14 protein-coding genes are annotated in these 16,894 nt (G+C 71.1%); 9 read left to right on the plus strand and 5 right to left on the minus strand.

What is annotated here, in order from left to right; genetic code table 11:
* The first annotated feature begins 73 nt into the window (after window positions 1-73).
* The 7 genes from K8612_RS06130 (at window position 74) to K8612_RS06160 (ending at window position 7,226) form a co-directional block, all read left to right on the plus strand.
* Window positions 74-739, plus strand: coding sequence for a YIP1 family protein (locus K8612_RS06130; RefSeq protein WP_370639917.1), 666 nt, complete (start codon window positions 74-76; stop codon window positions 737-739).
* The gene (locus K8612_RS06135) at window positions 736-2,061 is read left to right on the plus strand and encodes a TolC family protein (protein WP_223761576.1); all 1,326 of its coding nucleotides are present in this window, start codon (window positions 736-738) and stop codon (window positions 2,059-2,061) included. Before K8612_RS06130 ends, K8612_RS06135 begins: the two co-directional genes overlap by 4 nt.
* Complete coding sequence (locus tag K8612_RS06140) at window positions 2,058-3,311, plus strand: efflux RND transporter periplasmic adaptor subunit (protein ID WP_223740369.1); 1,254 nt, start codon at window positions 2,058-2,060, stop codon at window positions 3,309-3,311. Before K8612_RS06135 ends, K8612_RS06140 begins: the two co-directional genes overlap by 4 nt.
* The gene (locus K8612_RS06145) at window positions 3,308-4,069 is read left to right on the plus strand and encodes an ABC transporter ATP-binding protein (protein WP_370639916.1); all 762 of its coding nucleotides are present in this window, start codon (window positions 3,308-3,310) and stop codon (window positions 4,067-4,069) included. The genes K8612_RS06140 and K8612_RS06145 overlap by 4 nt, the downstream gene beginning before the upstream one ends.
* Window positions 4,066-5,304 (plus strand): ABC transporter permease, encoded by a 1,239-nt coding sequence (locus K8612_RS06150; protein WP_223740368.1) that lies wholly within the window; start codon window positions 4,066-4,068, stop codon window positions 5,302-5,304. Before K8612_RS06145 ends, K8612_RS06150 begins: the two co-directional genes overlap by 4 nt.
* Window positions 5,305-5,308: 4 nt before the next feature.
* Complete coding sequence (locus tag K8612_RS06155) at window positions 5,309-6,538, plus strand: ABC transporter permease (protein WP_223740367.1); 1,230 nt, start codon at window positions 5,309-5,311, stop codon at window positions 6,536-6,538.
* Between the two features lie 106 nt (window positions 6,539-6,644).
* Entirely contained in the window at window positions 6,645-7,226 is a 582-nt protein-coding gene (locus tag K8612_RS06160) for a GNAT family N-acetyltransferase (protein WP_223761577.1), read from the plus strand.
* Between the two features lie 9 nt (window positions 7,227-7,235).
* Here K8612_RS06160 and K8612_RS06165 read toward each other — a convergent pair whose 3' ends face one another.
* Together K8612_RS06165 and K8612_RS06170 are read right to left on the minus strand one after the other, a co-directional pair.
* Window positions 7,236-9,002 (minus strand): hypothetical protein, encoded by a 1,767-nt coding sequence (locus K8612_RS06165; RefSeq protein ID WP_223761578.1) that lies wholly within the window; start codon window positions 9,000-9,002, stop codon window positions 7,236-7,238.
* Window positions 9,003-9,142: 140 nt separating this feature from the next.
* Window positions 9,143-9,556 carry a hypothetical protein gene (locus tag K8612_RS06170; protein WP_223740363.1) on the minus strand — a complete coding sequence of 138 codons (414 nt, stop codon included), beginning with the start codon at window positions 9,554-9,556 and terminating at the stop codon, window positions 9,143-9,145.
* Window positions 9,557-9,949: 393 nt separating this feature from the next.
* Here K8612_RS06170 and K8612_RS06175 point away from each other — a divergent pair, with 393 nt between their 5' ends.
* Both K8612_RS06175 and K8612_RS06180 read left to right on the plus strand, forming a co-directional pair.
* Entirely contained in the window at window positions 9,950-11,860 is a 1,911-nt protein-coding gene (locus K8612_RS06175) for a thiamine pyrophosphate-binding protein (protein ID WP_223761579.1), read from the plus strand.
* A 5-nt stretch (window positions 11,861-11,865) separates the two neighbouring features.
* Window positions 11,866-12,831 (plus strand): 3-oxoacyl-[acyl-carrier-protein] synthase III C-terminal domain-containing protein, encoded by a 966-nt coding sequence (locus tag K8612_RS06180; protein ID WP_223761580.1) that lies wholly within the window; start codon window positions 11,866-11,868, stop codon window positions 12,829-12,831.
* Between the two features lie 12 nt (window positions 12,832-12,843).
* On the opposite strand, the gene K8612_RS06185 is transcribed toward K8612_RS06180, so the two are convergent.
* Genes K8612_RS06185 through K8612_RS06195 form a run of 3 tightly spaced genes read right to left on the minus strand, consistent with a single transcriptional unit; the run spans window position 12,844 to window position 16,681 of the window.
* Window positions 12,844-13,668: a hypothetical protein gene (locus K8612_RS06185; protein ID WP_223761581.1), complete on the minus strand. Its 825-nt coding sequence runs from the start codon at window positions 13,666-13,668 to the stop codon at window positions 12,844-12,846.
* 11 nt (window positions 13,669-13,679) lie between these two features.
* On the minus strand, window positions 13,680-14,501 hold the full coding sequence (locus K8612_RS06190; protein WP_223761582.1) for a hypothetical protein: 822 nt from the start codon (window positions 14,499-14,501) through the stop codon (window positions 13,680-13,682).
* Between the two features lie 59 nt (window positions 14,502-14,560).
* Complete coding sequence (locus tag K8612_RS06195) at window positions 14,561-16,681, minus strand: serine/threonine protein kinase (RefSeq protein ID WP_223761583.1); 2,121 nt, start codon at window positions 16,679-16,681, stop codon at window positions 14,561-14,563.
* Between the last annotated feature and the right edge of the window lie 213 nt (window positions 16,682-16,894).

Genomic DNA, 16,894 nt, shown 5'->3' on the forward strand with positions numbered 1-16,894 from the left:
TCCGGGAGGGCTGCGTAAACCGCCCTGAGACCCCATCCCTATGACCTCCCTTGTTCAACCGGCGCGCGTCTTCGTGGACCCCCTTGGGGGCACGCGCGCCGCCGTCGAGGCCCGGCGCTGGCTGTGGCCCCTCCTCATCCTCGCCTTCTGCGTCGCCATCTCCGGCACCGCCTACGCGCTGCGCTGGGACGCCACCGCCTCCATCGTGAGCGCCCTGCCCACGGACTCGACCGCGTCCAGCGTCTCCGAGTCCGACATCGCCGAGCAGATCCAGACGGCGTCGCGCAAGGCGCTGGTGGGCGGCATCGCCAAGGGGCTCATCGTGATGCCCCTGATGGTGCTGCTGCTCGCGTGCATCCTCTGGGTCGCGGCCTGGCTCTTCAACAAGCCCGCGGTCTTCGGGCAGTTGATGGCGGCCGCCGCGGTGGCGCTGCTGCCCATCGCGCTGTACCACCTCATCTACGCGGTGTGCGCGGCCTACCAGCACTCGCTCACCGACCTGCGCGCGGAGCGGCTCGTGCCCTCCAGCCTGGCCCTGCTGGAAGGCCTGTCGCCGAAGATGCAGCGCGTGCTCAAGGGCGTGGACTTCTTCAACCTGTGGAGCGTGGGCCTGCTGGGCGTGGGCTTCTCCACCGCAACCGGCATGCGCCTGGGGCGCTCGCTGCTGCTCATCGGGGTGATGTACCTCATGTACGTGGGTGTCTTCTTCATTGGCCTGCCGGCGGGAGGTGGCCGATGAGCGCCTTCCTCGTCGTCGCGACGCTGCTCACCGCCACGCCCATCACGCTGGAGGAGACGCGCCAACTGGGCCGGAAGAACACCCAGGCGCTCCAGGCCGCGCTGGACGTCGCCGTGGCCCAGGAGGACCAGCGCGTGGCGCGCTCCGGCCTGCTGCCGCAGGTGCAGCTCAACCTGGGCCCCAGCCTGGACTACGTGGGCCAGCGACGGCAGGTCTTCACCGTCCCCATCAGTGAGACGGAGACCGTCACGCGGGAGGTGGTGGCCACCTCCAACACGGCGGACAGCTACTTCGCGTCCCTGGGCGTGTCGCAGGTCATCTACAACCGCGGTCTCTGGAAGCAACTGGAGCAGGCCGGCGTCAACGTGGACGCCACGCGCAACCAGTCCATTGAAGAGGCGGACACCTCCGAACTGGAGGCCATCCGCCGCTTCTTCAACCTCTTCCTGTCGCAGGCCTCGCTGGACGTGCTCAAGGCGACCGCGCAGCGCAGCGAGGAGCAACTGGAGCGCGCGCGCGCCCTCTTCACCGCGGGCCGCGTGGGCAAGTCCGAGGAGATCGCCGCGCAGGTCAACCTGGGCAACGACCGCATCAACGTCGTGCAGCGCCAGAACCAGTTGGTGGCGGACCAGGTGCAGTTGGCCGTGTGGCTGGCGCGCCCCGGCACGGAGCTGCTCCAGGCGGTGGACCCCGGCGTGTTCCAGCAGGAGCCCGCGCCGGCGCCCGCCCTGGATGACGCCCTCAAGCAGGCCCGCGAGCACCGCGCCCTGCTCAAGGCGCTCCAGCAGCGCGTGCGCGTGGCGGAACTCCAGCGGGCCATCGTGCAGGGTGACTACATCCCCCGCGTGGGCCTGTCCGCGCGGTACTCGCACAACAGCCAGGCCCCGGGCCCGTTCTTCAGCGAGCCCGGCTACGGCAACATCTTCAACGGTAGCATCAACCTGACGTGGGACCTGTTCAACGGCTTCAACACGGATGCCCAGTCCGCGCGCGCCCAGGTCAACATCCGCAAGGCGGAGCTGACGTTCGCGCAGACGGCGCGGGAGCTGGAGGCGGAGGTGCGCCGCGCCCACCAGGTGCTGGAGGGGCAGATTGCCTCCGCGAAGCTCGCGACGGACAACCGCGCGGTCGCCCAGCAGGGCCTGGCGCTGGCGGAGGAGCGCTTCCGCGCGGGCGCCGGCTCCACGCTGGACGTGCGAGACGCGCAGCTCAAGTTGACCCAGGCGGAGCTGGTGTTGCTCCAGAGCCGCATCGATGTCGAAATCGCCCGCTATGCCCTGTTCCGGGCCATGGGCACGCTGAACCCGGGAGACTCACAATGACGTGGTGGAAGGCGGCAATCGCCGGCGCGCTGTTGCTTGGAGCGGTGGCCATCACCGTGGGCGGCCTGCGGGACCGGCCGCCCCCGACGCAGGAGGTCCAGATGGCCAAGGCCCGCAAGGGCACCATCACCCGCACCATCACCGGCGCGGGCAAGGTGCAGGCGGCCACCACCGTGAAGATCTCCTCCAACCTGTCCGGAGACCTGGTCTCCCTCAAGGTGAAGGACGGAGACGCCATCACCAAGGGGCAGGTGCTGGGGCAGATCGACAAGCGCTACTACGAGGCGGCCGTGAAGCAGGCCACCGCGTCGCGCGACGCGGCCCGCTCCGAGGTCCAGGTGGCGGAGGTGGAGACCGCGCGCCAGCGCGCGGAGCTGGGGCGCGTGAAGGGGCTCGCGGAGAAGGGGCTCGCGTCCGCCGCGGAGGTGGAGCAGGCCCAGGCCGTGACGGACACCGCCGAGGCGCGCCTCGCGGCCGCCCGGCAGCGCGTGGCCCAGAGCAGCGCCGTGCTGGAGCAGGCCTCCACGGACCTGGCGCGCACCACGCTCCTGTCCCCCATCGACGGCAACGTGATTGAACTGTCGCGTGAGGTGGGCGAGCGCGTGCGCGGCTCCGACTTCTCCGAGGACGTGGTGATGACCATCGCCGCGCTCAACCAGATGGAGGTGAAGTTCGAGGTGGGTGAGCACGAGGTCGTCCACCTGAAGTACGGCCAGCCGGCGGAGGTGACGCTGGACGCGCTGGAGGGCCAGTCCTTCACCGGCACCGTGGTGGAGATCGCCCAGAAGGCCACCATCAAGAACCCGGGCACGGAGGCCGAGGTGACCAGCTTCCCCATCACCGTCGCCCTGGACGCGCGTCCGCCGGGCGTGCTCCCCGGCATGAGCGCCGAGGCGCGCATCAGCGCGGAGACGCACAACGACGCGGTGCTGGTGCCCATCCAGGCCGTCACGGTGCGCGCGGAGCGCTCGCTGCCGGACTACCAGGCGCCGGTGGAGGGCACGTCGCTCACCGCGAAGCGCCGCACGGAGGCGCTGGCCAAGGTCGTGTTCGTGGTGGACAGCGACAACAAGGCCCAGGTGCGCCGCGTGCGCACGGGCATCGCCTCCGACACGGAGCTGGAGGTGCTGGAGGGCCTGCAGGTCGGGGACCGCGTGGTGGAGGGCCCCTACCGCACGCTGTCCAAGGAGCTGTCCCACGGGGACGTGGTGCGCGAGCCGGAGAAGGCCGCGGCGAAGGGCAAGTCGTGACGTCGGCCCCTGCACCGGACGCGGGGCCCCTCATCCAGGTGGAGGAGCTCACGCGCGCCTTCTTCGTGGGCGGTGAAGAGGTGCGCGCGCTGCGGGGCGTGTCCTTCGGCATCAATCGGGGGGAGTGGGTGGCCATCATCGGCCAGTCCGGCTCCGGCAAGAGCACGCTGATGAACGTGCTGGGCTGCCTGGATACGCCCACGAGCGGCCGCTACATGCTCAACGGCAAGGACGTGTCGCGCATGGACGACGACGACCTGGCCGTCATCCGCAACGTGGAGATCGGCTTCATCTTCCAGACGTTCCAGTTGCTCCCCCGGGAGACGGCGCTCGCCAACGTGGAGCTGCCGCTGGTGTACCGGGGGATGGGCGCGAAGGAGCGGCGCGAGCGGGCGAAGGCGGCGCTGGACAAGGTGCAGCTCACGCACCGCATGCACCACCGGCCCAACGAGCTGTCGGGCGGTCAGCGCCAGCGCGTGGCCATCGCGCGGGCGCTGGTGTCGGAGCCGTCCATGCTCCTGGCGGACGAGCCCACGGGCAACCTGGACTCGGCCACCGGCGAGGAGATCGTCAAGCTGTTCGAACAACTGCACCGCGCGGGGCACACGCTGGTGCTCGTCACGCACGAGCCCAAGCTGGCCGCGCGGTGTCCCCGGGCCATCCGGTTGAGCGACGGGCAGATCGTCGCGGACGGGCCGGGGCCGGAGGTGGCGCTGGGCGGCGGGCACGGCGTTGGGCCGCAGGCGGGCACCGCATGAGCTTGCGGCAGCGCTTCCGCGTGGACGTGCTGGAGGGGGTCCGCATCGCGGTGTTCTCCCTCCAGGCGAACCGGATGCGCACGGTGCTCACGACGCTGGGCATCGGCATCGGCGTGGCCACGCTGCTCGCCATTGTGGGCATCATCCAGGGGCTCAACTCGTCCTTCGAGAAGCAACTGGCCACGCTGGGGGCGAACACGGTCTTCATCTCCAAGTACCCCTGGATGATCAAGGGCAACTGGTGGATGTACCGCAACCGGAAGAACTTCACGCTGGAGCAGGTGGCGCAGTTGCGCGCCCAGGCGGACTTCATCACCGCCATCTCCCCGGCGGTGATGCGCATGTCGGACGTGGCGCACGGCGCCCTCCAGGTCTCCAACGTGCGCATCAACGGCGTGTGGAGCGACTACCAGGCCATCGGCAACTACGAGGTGGTGTCCGGACGCTTCCTCACCCGCGCGGACGAAGAGGTGAACCGGGCGGTGGCGGTGCTGGGCGCGGACGTGGCCGCCTCGCTCTTTCCCAGCATCAGCCCGTTGGGGCAGACGGTGCGCATCGACGGGCGGCCCTTCCAGGTGGTGGGCACGCTGGGGCGCAAGGGGAAGGTCGTGGCGGAGAACATGGACCTGTCCGTGTTCATGCCGTTCAAGACCTTCAACTCGCACTTCGGCAAGGGGCGGCCCATGCAGATCGCCATCGCCGTGGCGGACGCGGGGCGGATGGCGAAGGTGGAGGACCAGTTGGTGGGCATCATGCGGCGCGTGCGCGCGACGCCGCCGGGCCAGCCGGACGACTTCAACGTCAACCGGACGGACTCGCTCGCGGCGACGTACGAGCAGCTCACCGGCGCGCTCTACGCGGTGGCCACGGGCGTGGGCCTCATCACGCTCCTGGTGGGCGGCATCGGCATCATGAACATCATGCTGGTGTCGGTGCGGGAGCGGACGCGGGAGATAGGGGTCCGCCGGGCGCTGGGCGCGCGTCAGCGGACCATCGTGCTCCAGTTCCTGATGGAGGCCTCCAGCGTGTCCGCGGTGGGGGGCCTGTTGGGGACGACGGTGGGGCTGGGCACGGCGAAGATCGTGTCCCTGGTGACGCCGCTGGCGGCGGACGTGCGCCCCAGCACGGTGGTGGGCGGGGTGGCGTTCGCGGCGCTGGTGGGCCTGCTGTTCGGCATCTGGCCGGCCGCGCGGGCGGCGAAGCTGGACCCGGTGGAAGCGCTCCGCTACGAATAAGGCGATGCGGGCCTTCCTGGACAACCTGCGGCTGGCGCTCGGCACGTTCCTGGGCAACCCGCTGCGCTCGCTCTTGACGCTGGTGGGCATCGTCATCGGCGTGGCCACCGTCATCACGATGATGGCCCTGATTGAAGGACTGCGCGAACAGGTGAACAAGAACCTGGGCAGCCTGGGCGCGCACACCTTCGAGGTGACGAAGTGGCCCACCGGCTTCGGCCGCATCAACTGGGCGAAGTACGCCAAGCGCAAGGACCTGCTCGGCGACGACGTGCGCGCCATCGTGGAGTCCTGTCCGTCGGTGGGGGCGGCCACGCCCACGGCCCAGGAGTGGGGCAAGAAGCTGACCACGGCGTTCCGGGAGACGCCCCCTTCGGTGAGCGTCCTGGGCACGGAGCCCACGTACCTGGAGACGAGCGGCGTCGTCGTGTCCACCGGCCGCTTCTTCAACGAGACGGAGACGTTGGACGGCCGCCCGGTGATGGTCATTGGCGTGGACCTGGCGGACACGCTCTTCCCGGGCATGAACCCGGTGGGCTCCGAGGTGCGGCTTCAGGGCCGGCCGTTCCAGGTGATTGGCGTGCTGCAGAAGCGCGGCAGCGTCATGGGGATGGCCAGCCAGGACAACCAGGCCATCGTGCCCATGCGCGCGTTCCAGCAGTTCTACGGGAAGAACCGCTCGGTGGAGATCGACATCCAGGCGCGTGACGGGGCGTCCTTCCAGAAGGCGCAGGACGAGGTGGTGAACCTGATGCGCCGCCGCCGGGGCCTGACGCCGCAGGAGCCGAACGACTTCGAGGTGCACACCAACGAGTCCATGACGGCGTCCTTCAACGAGCTGTCCCAGGTCATCGCGTTCGCGGGCGTGGGCGTGTGCCTGCTGTCGCTGGTGGTGGGCGGCATCGGCATCCTGAACATCATGCTGATGTCGGTGACGGAGCGGACGCGGGAGATTGGCATCCGCAAGGCGCTGGGCGCGCGCCGCCGCCGCATCCTGGGCCAGTTCGCCACGGAGGCGGTGATGCTGTCGCTCGTGGGCGGGGTGCTGGGGCTGGGGCTGGGCTTCGGGTTCGTCTTCCTGGGCAAGTGGGTGCTGCTGTTCCCCATGAGCGTGCCCGCGTGGGCCGTGGCGCTGTCGCTGGGGATGAGCTGTGGCGTGGGGCTCGTCTTCGGCATCTACCCGGCGTCGCGCGCGGCGCGGCTGGACCCGGTGGAGGCGATGCGCGCGGAGTAGGGCGCCGGAGGCCCGCGGAGGGAGGCGTGAACACGCCAGCGCCATGGCGGGGATGGCGTCCACCCGGTAGGGTGCTCCTGTCCCTACCGCACGGGGCCCGCACCGCATGTCCATGTCCTCCTACGTCACGCTGCCGCTGCCCGCCGTTCCCGCGCCGTACCGGGTGCGCGTCTTCACCCCCGAGGACATGGACGGCGTCATCGCGCTGTACTCCCATCCGGAGGTGGCGCGGAGCCTCAACTTCACCGTGCCCGTGCTCCGGGAGACGCTGCACCAGAAGCTGACCGGTGACCTGGAGGCGATGCGCCAGGGCAAGGGCATCCGCTGGGTGCTGTCGAAGGGAGACGACCCGACGCCCCAGGGCTACCTGACCCTCTTCAACTGGAGCCAGAAGGACCGCCGCGCGGAGGTGGGCTACATGGTGGCGCGCGCGCTGTGGGGGCAGGGCGTGATGACGGTCATCCTGCCCGCGCTGATCCGCTTCGGCTTCGAGCACCTGAACCTCCACCGCATCGAGGGCATGGTGAACGCGCGCAACAGCGCGTCGTCCAAGGCGCTGACGCGCGCGGGCTTCCAGCAGGAGGGCGTGATGCGCGGCTACCAGGCCGACGGGAACGGGGGCGGGTTCAACGACATCATGCTGTTCGCGCTGCTCGAGGACGCCTGGCGCGCGTCCGTCGCGACGTAGGCCCGCGCCTCACGGCAGGTCGCGCGCGAACTGTTCGCGGTAGCGGGCCTGGAGCGTCTTCAGTTGGCGCGTGCCCCGGTACTCGCGCGCGAGCAGGTGCCACGCCTCCGTGCGCGAGGGCTCCAGGGCGATGACCCGCTCCAGGTGCTTGCGCGCGCACCCATGCGCACGGGTGTTCGTCGCCAGCACGGCGAGCAGCAGGTGGGCCTGCACCGCGTCCTCCCGGACCGCGAGCACCCGCTCGCAGGCGGTGCGCGCGGAGCCCAGGCGCCCCTGGAGCAGGTGCAGCTCGCATTGCAGGAGCGTGACGGAGGGGCTCGCCGGATACGCCCGCGCCAGCGCGGCGATGCGCTCGCGCGCGGGCCCCGAGGAGCCGGCATGCAGCAGCGCCTCGACGTCGGACACCGCGCGCACCAGGGCTCCTTCGCGCGCGGGCTCGACGACGGACGTGCCCCCATCCGACAGGGCCGGCAGCGCCACCTGTCTTCGAAGACGGGCCGCCTGTTCCAGCACGGCCTCGGAGGCCGCCAGCCCTCGCGCGCGCGCCGCGGTCTCCTCCGCCCACGTCACGCAGTGGGCGCGGAGGAAGAGCGCCGCCAGGTCCGCCCACTGCGCGGGCTCCACGTCCGCCCGGGCCTCCAGGTTCGTCCTCGCCGCCACCAGGCTGTCGCGGGCCTCGTCGAAGCGGCCCGCGTGCAGGTGGAGCAGCGCGACGTTCATGCGCAGGGAGGGCTCGCGGGGAAACCGCGCGATGGCCCGCTCGCAGCGCTCCCGCGTGGCGTCCAGTCCCGGGGTGAGGTGCACGGCGAGGTAGCACGCCAGCAACTGCACGCGTTCGTCCTGGGGGTGCCGCACGGCCAGCGGCTCCAGGGCCTCCGCGGCCACGTCCGGCCGGCCCGCCTTCTCCAGGGCGATGACCTCCGCCAGCCGCTGCCGCTCCAGCGGCGCCAGCGAGCGGGGCGTCCCCTCCGGCCCCAGCACGACCCCGGAGGCGCGCACCCGCTCCGTCCATTCCAGGAGGAAGTCCCGCTCGGGCCCTTCCCACGCCGGGCCCGTCATCGCCTCCACCGCCGCGCGCAGCTCCCGGGCCCAGGCCTTCTGCGCCTCCAGCTCCACGCGGGCGCCGGGCAGGTGCCTCAGCCCCGCGCCCAGCAGCGCGAGCGTCCGCGCGTCGAACCCCGTCTGGCCCGCGTCGTACTTCGGGGACATCCACCCCCGTCCGTCGCGCACGTGCGGCGCGCCCAGGGTGTGGGCCCACTCGTGCAGCAGGACCGCCACCTCCAGCCGCTGCCGCGCCTCCACCGGCAGCTCTCCGCCCAGGCCGCGCAGCACGCAGTGCCGTCCCAGCACGCGCGCGAAGCCCAGCTCGTGCTGCGCGCCGCTGAACGTCGCGGGCGCCGCCACCAGGCCCACGACGAGGTCCACGTCCTCGCCCGCGTCCACCTCCTCCAGCGCAGCCAGCACCGGCTCCAGCGGACCGTCCGAGCCGCGCCGCTCCCACGCCCGCGTGGACTCCAGCTCGAACGTGACGCCCAGGGGGCCGCGCACGGACCCGCTCGCGCGCTGGAGCCACCCGGCGACGCCCCGCTCCCAGTGGAGGCTCCGCGCACGGTGGTCCACGTCCGCGTACACGCGCACCCGCAACACCTTCGCCGTGGGGGCAGGGGAGGAAACCGCTGACAGGGCGCTGCCGGCCCGCGCGGCGCCACGCGGCGGTGACGGGGCGGCGCAGCGCAGCCCCAGGACTCCGGCGAGCAGGAGCAGGACCGCCCTCAACCAGCCTGGCGTCCGCGGGGACCCGGGAATCACGGACAGGACCTGGCAGGTAGAGGGGGAACAGTGCCCGCGAAGGGGCAGGGGAGGCGGTGGGCCTCACTCAACGGGAGGCTGCCACCGCCATCACCCGGGGACGGACCTCAGGCCGCGGCGTCCTCTTCCTTCGAGGGCTCGGTGGCGTTCGTGATCCAGTCGATCGCCTTGTGCTCCCAGTCCGTGTCCTTCGACGCGTCGATGTAGCGCTCCCACTCGTACACGCCGCTCTGCTTGGCCATGCGCACCATCATCAGGCGGGCCACGGTGCTGTCGAGCACCACCGCCGAGCGCACCATGCCGTTCTGCCGGAGCCAGCCCATCGCCTGCTTGATGATCTCCTGGGTCTCCGGCGGGTTCGCCTTCTGGCTGCGGATGTCCACCATCAGCCCGAAGGGCCGCCCGCGCTTCAGCGCCACCTTGGCGCGAAGGTCCTCGAACCAGACCTTGGCCTCGGCAGGGGTGATGTAGCCCGGCGCATTGATCCGGTACCCGTACTCCGTCCGCAGATTCTCAGCCATGACAACCCCCACGTTGATTGCGGTGCGCGCGCCACTCCCGTGCGAATCCGGGCGGATGGCAGCGTGCCCGTGAGCCTACCCCAGTCAGCACGTGCGTGGATCCACTCCCGCCTCACCTGCGTACGCGCGCGAGCCCCGTCCTCCCCGTGAAGATGAAGACGTCCCTCGGTAAACGTGGTAGTCGTCACGGAGTCTGAGAATCCAGCGTCAGGCGAACTTTCCACTGATTTTACTTCACAGTCGCTCGCTTCTCCGCTATTAAGGGGATGCAGTTTTCCAGCACACCCGCAACACTGTCACAGACATCGAGGTCCCCCCGGACTCGGTGGCAGCGAAACGACGCGGTCGCAGCGTCGAACCTCACGGGTTCCGGGGCCTTGGAGACGTCCTTCAATGTCCAACTCCTCGCTCGCTGAGCTCCAGGCCGCCACTTCGAACCCGCTGCGGAACGAGGTGCCCGTCGAGGCGCTGCGTACCGAGGCCGCGGGGAAGGCGAACGCGCTGGAGGCCCGTCACGGCGATCCGATCCCGATGTACGGGGACGTGAATGCGCGGGGCTTCAAGACGGTGGAGGACCTGACGGTCGCCGACTGCGTGATCGCGCACCTGGAGGCGGAGGAGGTGGACGCGGTGTTCGGCGTCCCGGGCGGCAACATCGCCCCGTTCCAGCAGGCGCTGCGCAAGCACCGCTCCATGCGCTTCATCATCGCGTCGCACGAGGGCGGCGCGGCGTTCATGGCGGACGGCTACGCGCGCGCCACCGGCAAGCTGGGCGTGTGCATGGTGACGGCGGGCCCGGGCGCGACCAACGCGCTGACGGGCGTGGCCTCCGCGCATCTGGACGGCGTGCCCATGCTGGCCATCAGCGGCAACGTGGCCACGGACCGCGTGGGCCTGATGGCCATCCAGGAGAGCAGCAGCACCCACGGCGTGAACACGGTGGAGGTGTTCCGCCAGGCGTGCGCCAGCTCGACCATCGTTCCGGACGCGCAGAGCTTCCAGCGGCTGCTGGCGCGCTCCATGCGCACGGCGCAGGGCCTGCCGGGCGGCGCCGCGCACCTCAGCGTGCCGGCGAACATCGCGCGCCAGCCCATCCACCGCGCCTCCGTCCCCACCACGCGCGGCGCCTTCCGCGCCCGTCCGGCGACCGCGCCCTTCGAGGACCTGCGCGCTGCCTTCACGCTGCTGCGCACCGCGCGCCGCCCGCTCATCTTCCTGGGCTCGGGCGCGCGCGAGGCGATGTCGGAGCACGCCGAGGCGTTCACCGCGTTCGTCACCCAGCACGGCATCCCGGTGGCCACCAGCATGCGCGGCAAGGGGCTGTTCTCCGAGCGCGAGGCGCTGTCGCTGGGCGTGCTGGGCCTGGCCGGCAGCAAGCGCGCGGAGGCGTACCTGCGCGACGGCGTGGACGTGATGCTGGTGCTGGGCAGCCGCCTGGGTGAGTGGGCCTCCCGCAGCTTCCACCGCTACTTCCAGGCCGTGCACCACGTCATCCAGGTGGACGTGAACGCCTCCAACATCGGCCAGTTCCTGCCGGTGCGGCTGCCCATCGTGGCGGACGTGGGCTCGGTGATGACGGGCCTGGCGGAGCTGGGGCAGATGATTGGCCCGTCCAGCGGCGCGCGCGTGCAGGAGCGCTGGGCGCAGGTGATGGCGCTGACGGAGCCCGCGCCCGCCGTGCGCGCCCCGCAGGCCCGGGACTCGGTGAAGCCGCAGGACCTGATGGCGGAGCTCGACAAGCACCTGAGCCCGGACATGGACCTGTACATCGACATGGGCAACTGCACGGGTTGGACGTCGCACCTGCTGCACATCACGCCCCCCGCGCGCATCTTCTACCCGTGCGGCCTGTCGTCCATGGGCTGGTCCTGCGGCGCCGTCATCGGCGGCAAGGTGGGCCGGCCGGACCGCTCCGCGGTGGCCATCGTGGGTGACGGCGCGTTCCTGATGAACGGCACGGAGATGCTCACCGCGTCGCGCTACCGCGTGGGCACGGTGACCCTCGTCCTCAACGACAACTTCCTGGGCATGGTGAACCACGGCGAGCACGTGCAGGACCGCTCGGTGCCGCTGGAGGACGACTTCTACGGTCTGGGCAACCCGGACCTGAAGGCCTTCTCCGAGTCGCTGGGCGCGCGCGCCTACACGGTGAACGCCCCCGGCCAGTTGGACGCGCTGCTGCCGGAGGTGCTCCGCCGCGCGAACGAGACCGGCCAGCCGCAGGTCATCGTCGCGCACATCGACTACCGCGAGGTCCCTCCGTACGGCGACCGCTTCGCCGCGGTGGCGTCGGACGGGAAGTAGCCCCCATGACCGCCGCGACCTTCGCGCTCCTGGGTGTCGGCGCCGCGGTCCCCGAGCAGGTCCGCGGCAACGACGACCCGCTGTTCGAGCCGCTGCGCCGCGCCGCCGGGAGTGGCGGGGAGCACGCGCTCTTCTACGGCAACCGCGAGCGCCGGGTGCTGGGCCCGGGCGAGTCCCTGGCCTCGCTCACCGCGAAGGCGGGCGCCGCCGCGCTCCAGGACGCGGGGCTGACGGCCTCGGACGTGGAGCGGCTGTACGGCTACGTGTCGGTGTCGGAGTTCATCGCGCCGAACGAGCTGTACGCGGTGCACCGGGAGCTGGGCCTGTCCCAGGGCACGCTGGTGGTGCCGGTGAACGCGGACTTCGCCAACTTCCTGATGGGCGTGGTGCTGGCCTGGGAGGCCCTGCGCGCGGGCAGCCTCCGGCACGCGCTGGTGGCGGTGGGCTCCGCGTGGACGCGCAACGTGGACTACACGCAGGGCCACGCCATTGGCATTGGCGACGGAGCGGGCGCGGTGGTGGTGGGCGCGGGCGAGGGGCTCACGCTGGTGGACTGGGGCGCGGACACCTTCAGCGACGAATACGGCGCGATGATGATGGGCCCGCGTCCGGAGTCCGGCCTCGCGTACCCGACCTATGGCATCGCCCCCACATCGGGCGTGAAGGCGTTCCTGAACTCGGGGATGAACGGGCCGCCCCGGCTGGTGGAGCGGCTGCTCGCGAAGCACGGCGTGGCGCGCGAGGACGTGACGCTCATCTCCCACCAGGCCACGCGCAAGCTGATGGACCACTGGGCCCAGGAGATCCGCCCGCGCGAGTACCTGGACACCTTCGAGGCGTACGGGAACATGGTGCACGCGTCCATCCCGGTGACGCTGGCGCGGTTCCGCCGCGAGCTGCGCACGAAGTACCTGGTGATGGTCGGCCTGGGCATTGGCGCGCACCAGATGGCGCTGCTGGTGCGCGTCTAGCGGGGCCGCCCGCTACTGATCGTCGCAGGGCGTGCCCAGCCGGATGCCCGTGTAGACGCCCAGCTCGTTGTAGATGAGGGGCAGGTTCTGCTCCACGGGGACGTTGCGCAGCTCCACCTCCTTGCGCGCCTTCTCGATCCAGATGGGCTTCTGCGCGCGGTCGATGACGAGCCGCAGTTGGCCCTTCTTGGTGGTGAAGATCTCCCCCTCGGAGTCCGCGACCACGTTGGTCATCTTCTGCGGCTTCAGGTCGCCTCGCGGCCCGATGAACACGCGGAAGTTGCGGGACTCCGCGGGCGTGAAGCCCTTGTCGACGTAGTAGTAGGTGCCCTCCGAGTCGCGCAGCAGCGCGTGGGGGACGAACTTCTGCGGGTTGGGCACGTAGGTGGCCTTGCGCAGGAGCTCCCGCGCCTGGGCGCCGGGGAGCATCTCCAGCGCCACCTTGCGCTCGCCGCAGCGCAGGGCGCAGGTGCGCTCCTTCGTGTCCACGGAGAGCTGCGAGTGCACGCGCAGGTCCACGCCGTCGTAGTCGGCGGTCCCGTTGGGGTTGAAGAAGCGCGGATCCAGGAAGGTGGTGGCGGAGAGGTTCCGGGCGCGGGGGCGCGGCACCACGACCAGCGTCTTTCCGTCGCCGTAGTAGAGCTGGTCCTCCAGCTCGTCCGTGTCCTCGCGGGGCACGGAGACGACGTAGTGGCCCCGGCCGTCGGTGCAGACGGCGGTGGCCTCCAGGAGCATGCGCTGGCCCAGGTTCTCCGCCTTGCCCCACGGAGGCTCGACGGCGGCGGCGGGACTGGCGGCGAGGAGCACGGCCACGGGGAGGATGCGTTGGAAGAGCATGGTGCGCGGGCCTAGAGGTGCTTCTTGAAGTAGCGGGTGGCGGCCTTCTCCTGCTGGCTCGCCTCCGGGGTGGTGGTCCACACGAAGCGGTCGCCCTGCAGCGCGGGCTCCAGCGCGGAGCCGAAGCGGCAGTCCATCTGCTTCAGGCGGGCCTTCACGGTGCTCCGGGCCTCCTCGGAGACGTCGCACAGGGCCTTCAGCGCGGTGAGGGGAGAGACGCAGTAGCGGGCGATCTTCTGGGCCTTGAGGACGGGCTCGGTGATGGTGCTCCAATCGATGGCGCCCGCCATGGAGGTGCCGCAGGTGGTGTTCAGCTCCTGGAGCGCTTCGGCGTAGGCGGTGTCGTGGACGGTCTCCTCCGCTTTGCGGTCGAAGGCCATCAGCTTCGCGAGCTGGCCGCTCTGGGTCTGCTGCTGGTGCTGGGCGTAGACCTCCTCCGGCTTGAGCTTCTGGGAGCGCGCCTCGTCGTACTGGACGGCGAGGCCGTTGCCGGGGCCGCCGGGGAAGTGCAGCTCCGCGTTCTTGCCCACGATGATGAGCGGCGAGTAGTCCTTGCCGTGCCACTGGGTCGTGTAGTTGTGGCGCAGCGTGCTGGGGCTGCTCCAGTCCTTCAGCGTGTAGGGGAGGACCAGGTTGTCCAGCGCGGAGCCCGTGCCCTGGACGCGCAGGAGGAACTTCTTCTGCTCACGGGGCGCGAGCGGAACGACGGCGACCTGTTCTCCCTGCGGGCCCACGAACACCTTGCCGGCTTCCACGGGAATGGGCGGCGCGGCCAGGGAGGGCAGGGTGCCCAGGAGGGTGGCCAGCACGGCCACGGCGACGATGCATTTCATGTTGGATGTATCCCCCTCACCCGTCCGCGGTTTCGCGGACGGGCGGTGTCTGCTCAACGCTACAAGTCGATACCCTGGCTCTGACATTCGGCGATGAGCCGCGACGTCAGGTGCGACCTGTCGATCTTCGCCGTTTCCGAGCGGACGGCCGCGAGATCCTTCGTCCGGCAGCGCATCTGGATGGCCAGGTGGTGCGCCGCCAGGTTGTTCTGGGCCGCGTAGCTCTGCTGGGCCCTGCGGACCGCGGTGTCGAAGTCATCATTCGCCGCGGCCGCGCGGGCGTCCGCCAGCTTGCTGACCGCGAGGTCATCCGTGGGCATCAGCGGGATGCCCGGCGCCTGGACCTTGCCGCCCGTCTTGACGACCGCCTTCACTGGGGTCGTGGGCTGCACCGGTGGCTCGACCTTCGCGGGCGTGTCGCTCGGGGGCGTGGGAGTGGCGGGTTGAGGCGCCTGGGCGATGGTGGGTGGCGGCGCTGCCACGGGCGGCGGGGGCGCGTTCACGGCAACGGGCGGCGGGGGCGCGTTCACGGCAACGGGCGGAGGCGCCACCGGCGGCGGAGGCCGCAGCCACCACCCGAGTCCCACGGCGCCGAGGATCAGCGCGGCGGTGCCCGCGATGGGGAGCACGCGCGACCGTGGCGGGACCGCGGCGGGCACCGGCATTCCAGGCTGCCCCGTCATGCTCACCGGAGCGAGCGGCTGGCCCTGGGGGCCGACGGCGCCCGCGAAACCGCCTGGCACGGCCTGCTGGCCACCGAAGCTCCCCGGGACGGCCTGCTGGCCACCCATGCTGCCCGGAGCGCCGTGCTGGCCCGTGCCGTAGCCCTGCGGGACCTGCTGGCCGCCGTAGCTCCCCGGGACGGCCTGCTGGCCGCCCATGCTGCCCGGAGCGCCGTGCTGGCCCGTGCCGTAGCCCTGCGGGACCTGCTGGCCGCTGTAGCTGGCTGGCGGCTGCACGGGCGCGCCGGGCGCCGGCAGGGCCACGCCCGAGCTCCCCATGCCGCTCCCGGGCATCTGCGTGGCGCCGAAGCCCATCGTGCCGCCGGCCACCTGCGGCTGCTGTCCGTACGGGACCGTGCCGCTCGCCCGTGGCGCCATCGTCGCGTCGAAGCCGATGTCTTCCGACACCGCCAACGCATCCGCTCCGAAGCGGCCCGTCCCCGGCCCCTTGTTCGCGGGCGCCATCGTGGCGCCCATCGCCTCCTCGTCGGTCGGCGCCACGGAGGGGAGGGCGACACCGGAGGGACGCTTCGCGCGCCCGAAGGTCCGGGCCGCGATCTGCTCCTCGGTCTCCGGCAGCGACTGGAGCTGCGTCCCCGTGAGCTCCGCGATGAACGACGCCACGTCCGGATGACGATTCTCCGGCTTCTTCTCCAGCGCCCGCGCCACCGCGTTCGCGACGTTCGGCGGCAGGTCCGGCATCAGCGTGGCCAGCGACACCGGCGGCTCGTGCACCACGCGGTAGATGATCTGCGCGAGCGACCCGCCCCCAAAGGGCGTCATCCCGGAGATCATCTCGAACACGATGCCGCCCAGCGCGAACAGGTCCGTCCGCGCGTCGATGCGGCTGTTCTGCCCCTGCGCCTGCTCCGGCGACATGTACTGCGGCGTGCCGATGAGCACCGCCTCCTGCGTCTGCAGCGTCTCCGACGACATGACCTTGGAGATGCCGAAGTCGAGCAGCTTCACCCGCTCGCCCACCACGCCGCCGGAGTCCGTGGGCACCAGGAAGATGTTCGCGGGCTTCAGGTCGCGGTGCACCACGCCCGCACGGTGCGCCGTCTGCAGCGCCGACCCCATCTGCCGCGTGAAGGAGAACACCTCCTCCAACGACAGCCGCCCGCGCCGCAGCCGGTCCGCGAGGCTCTCCCCGCGCAGGTACTCCAGCACCAGGAACGGACTGCCGTCCTCCAGGGTGTCGAAGTCCAGCACCTCCACGATGTTCGGGTGCCCCAGCCGCGAGGCGATCTCCGCCTCCCGCCGGAAGCGCACGTGGAGGTCCGGCCCCACGTGGTCGCCCACCCGCAGCACCTTCACCGCGACCTGCTTGCCCGGAAGCCGCAGGTGCTGGGCCAGGAACACCGAACCCATGCCGCCCCGCCCCAACACGGAGACGACTTTGTAGGTATTCCGGAGGACCGAATCGATGTGCAGCTCACCGTCAGCCGAGCGCGTCATGGAAGAGGCGTGTCCTGATGACAAAAGGGGTGCGAGGCACCACCGTGAAACACGGCGCCACGCTACCACGCCCCATCCGCCAGGGCGCGAGCCCGCCCCCCGCCGCCATACCCCGGACAGTCGAACGCCCGGACCCTCGCGAGAGGACCCGGGCGTCTTGAACTCCATCCATCCCTGCTCACCCGGAAACGGCGCGGTGCTCACGCCCTACCC

The sequence above is a fragment of the Corallococcus sp. AS-1-6 genome, assembly GCF_020037015.1.
Lineage (GTDB): Bacteria > Myxococcota > Myxococcia > Myxococcales > Myxococcaceae > Corallococcus.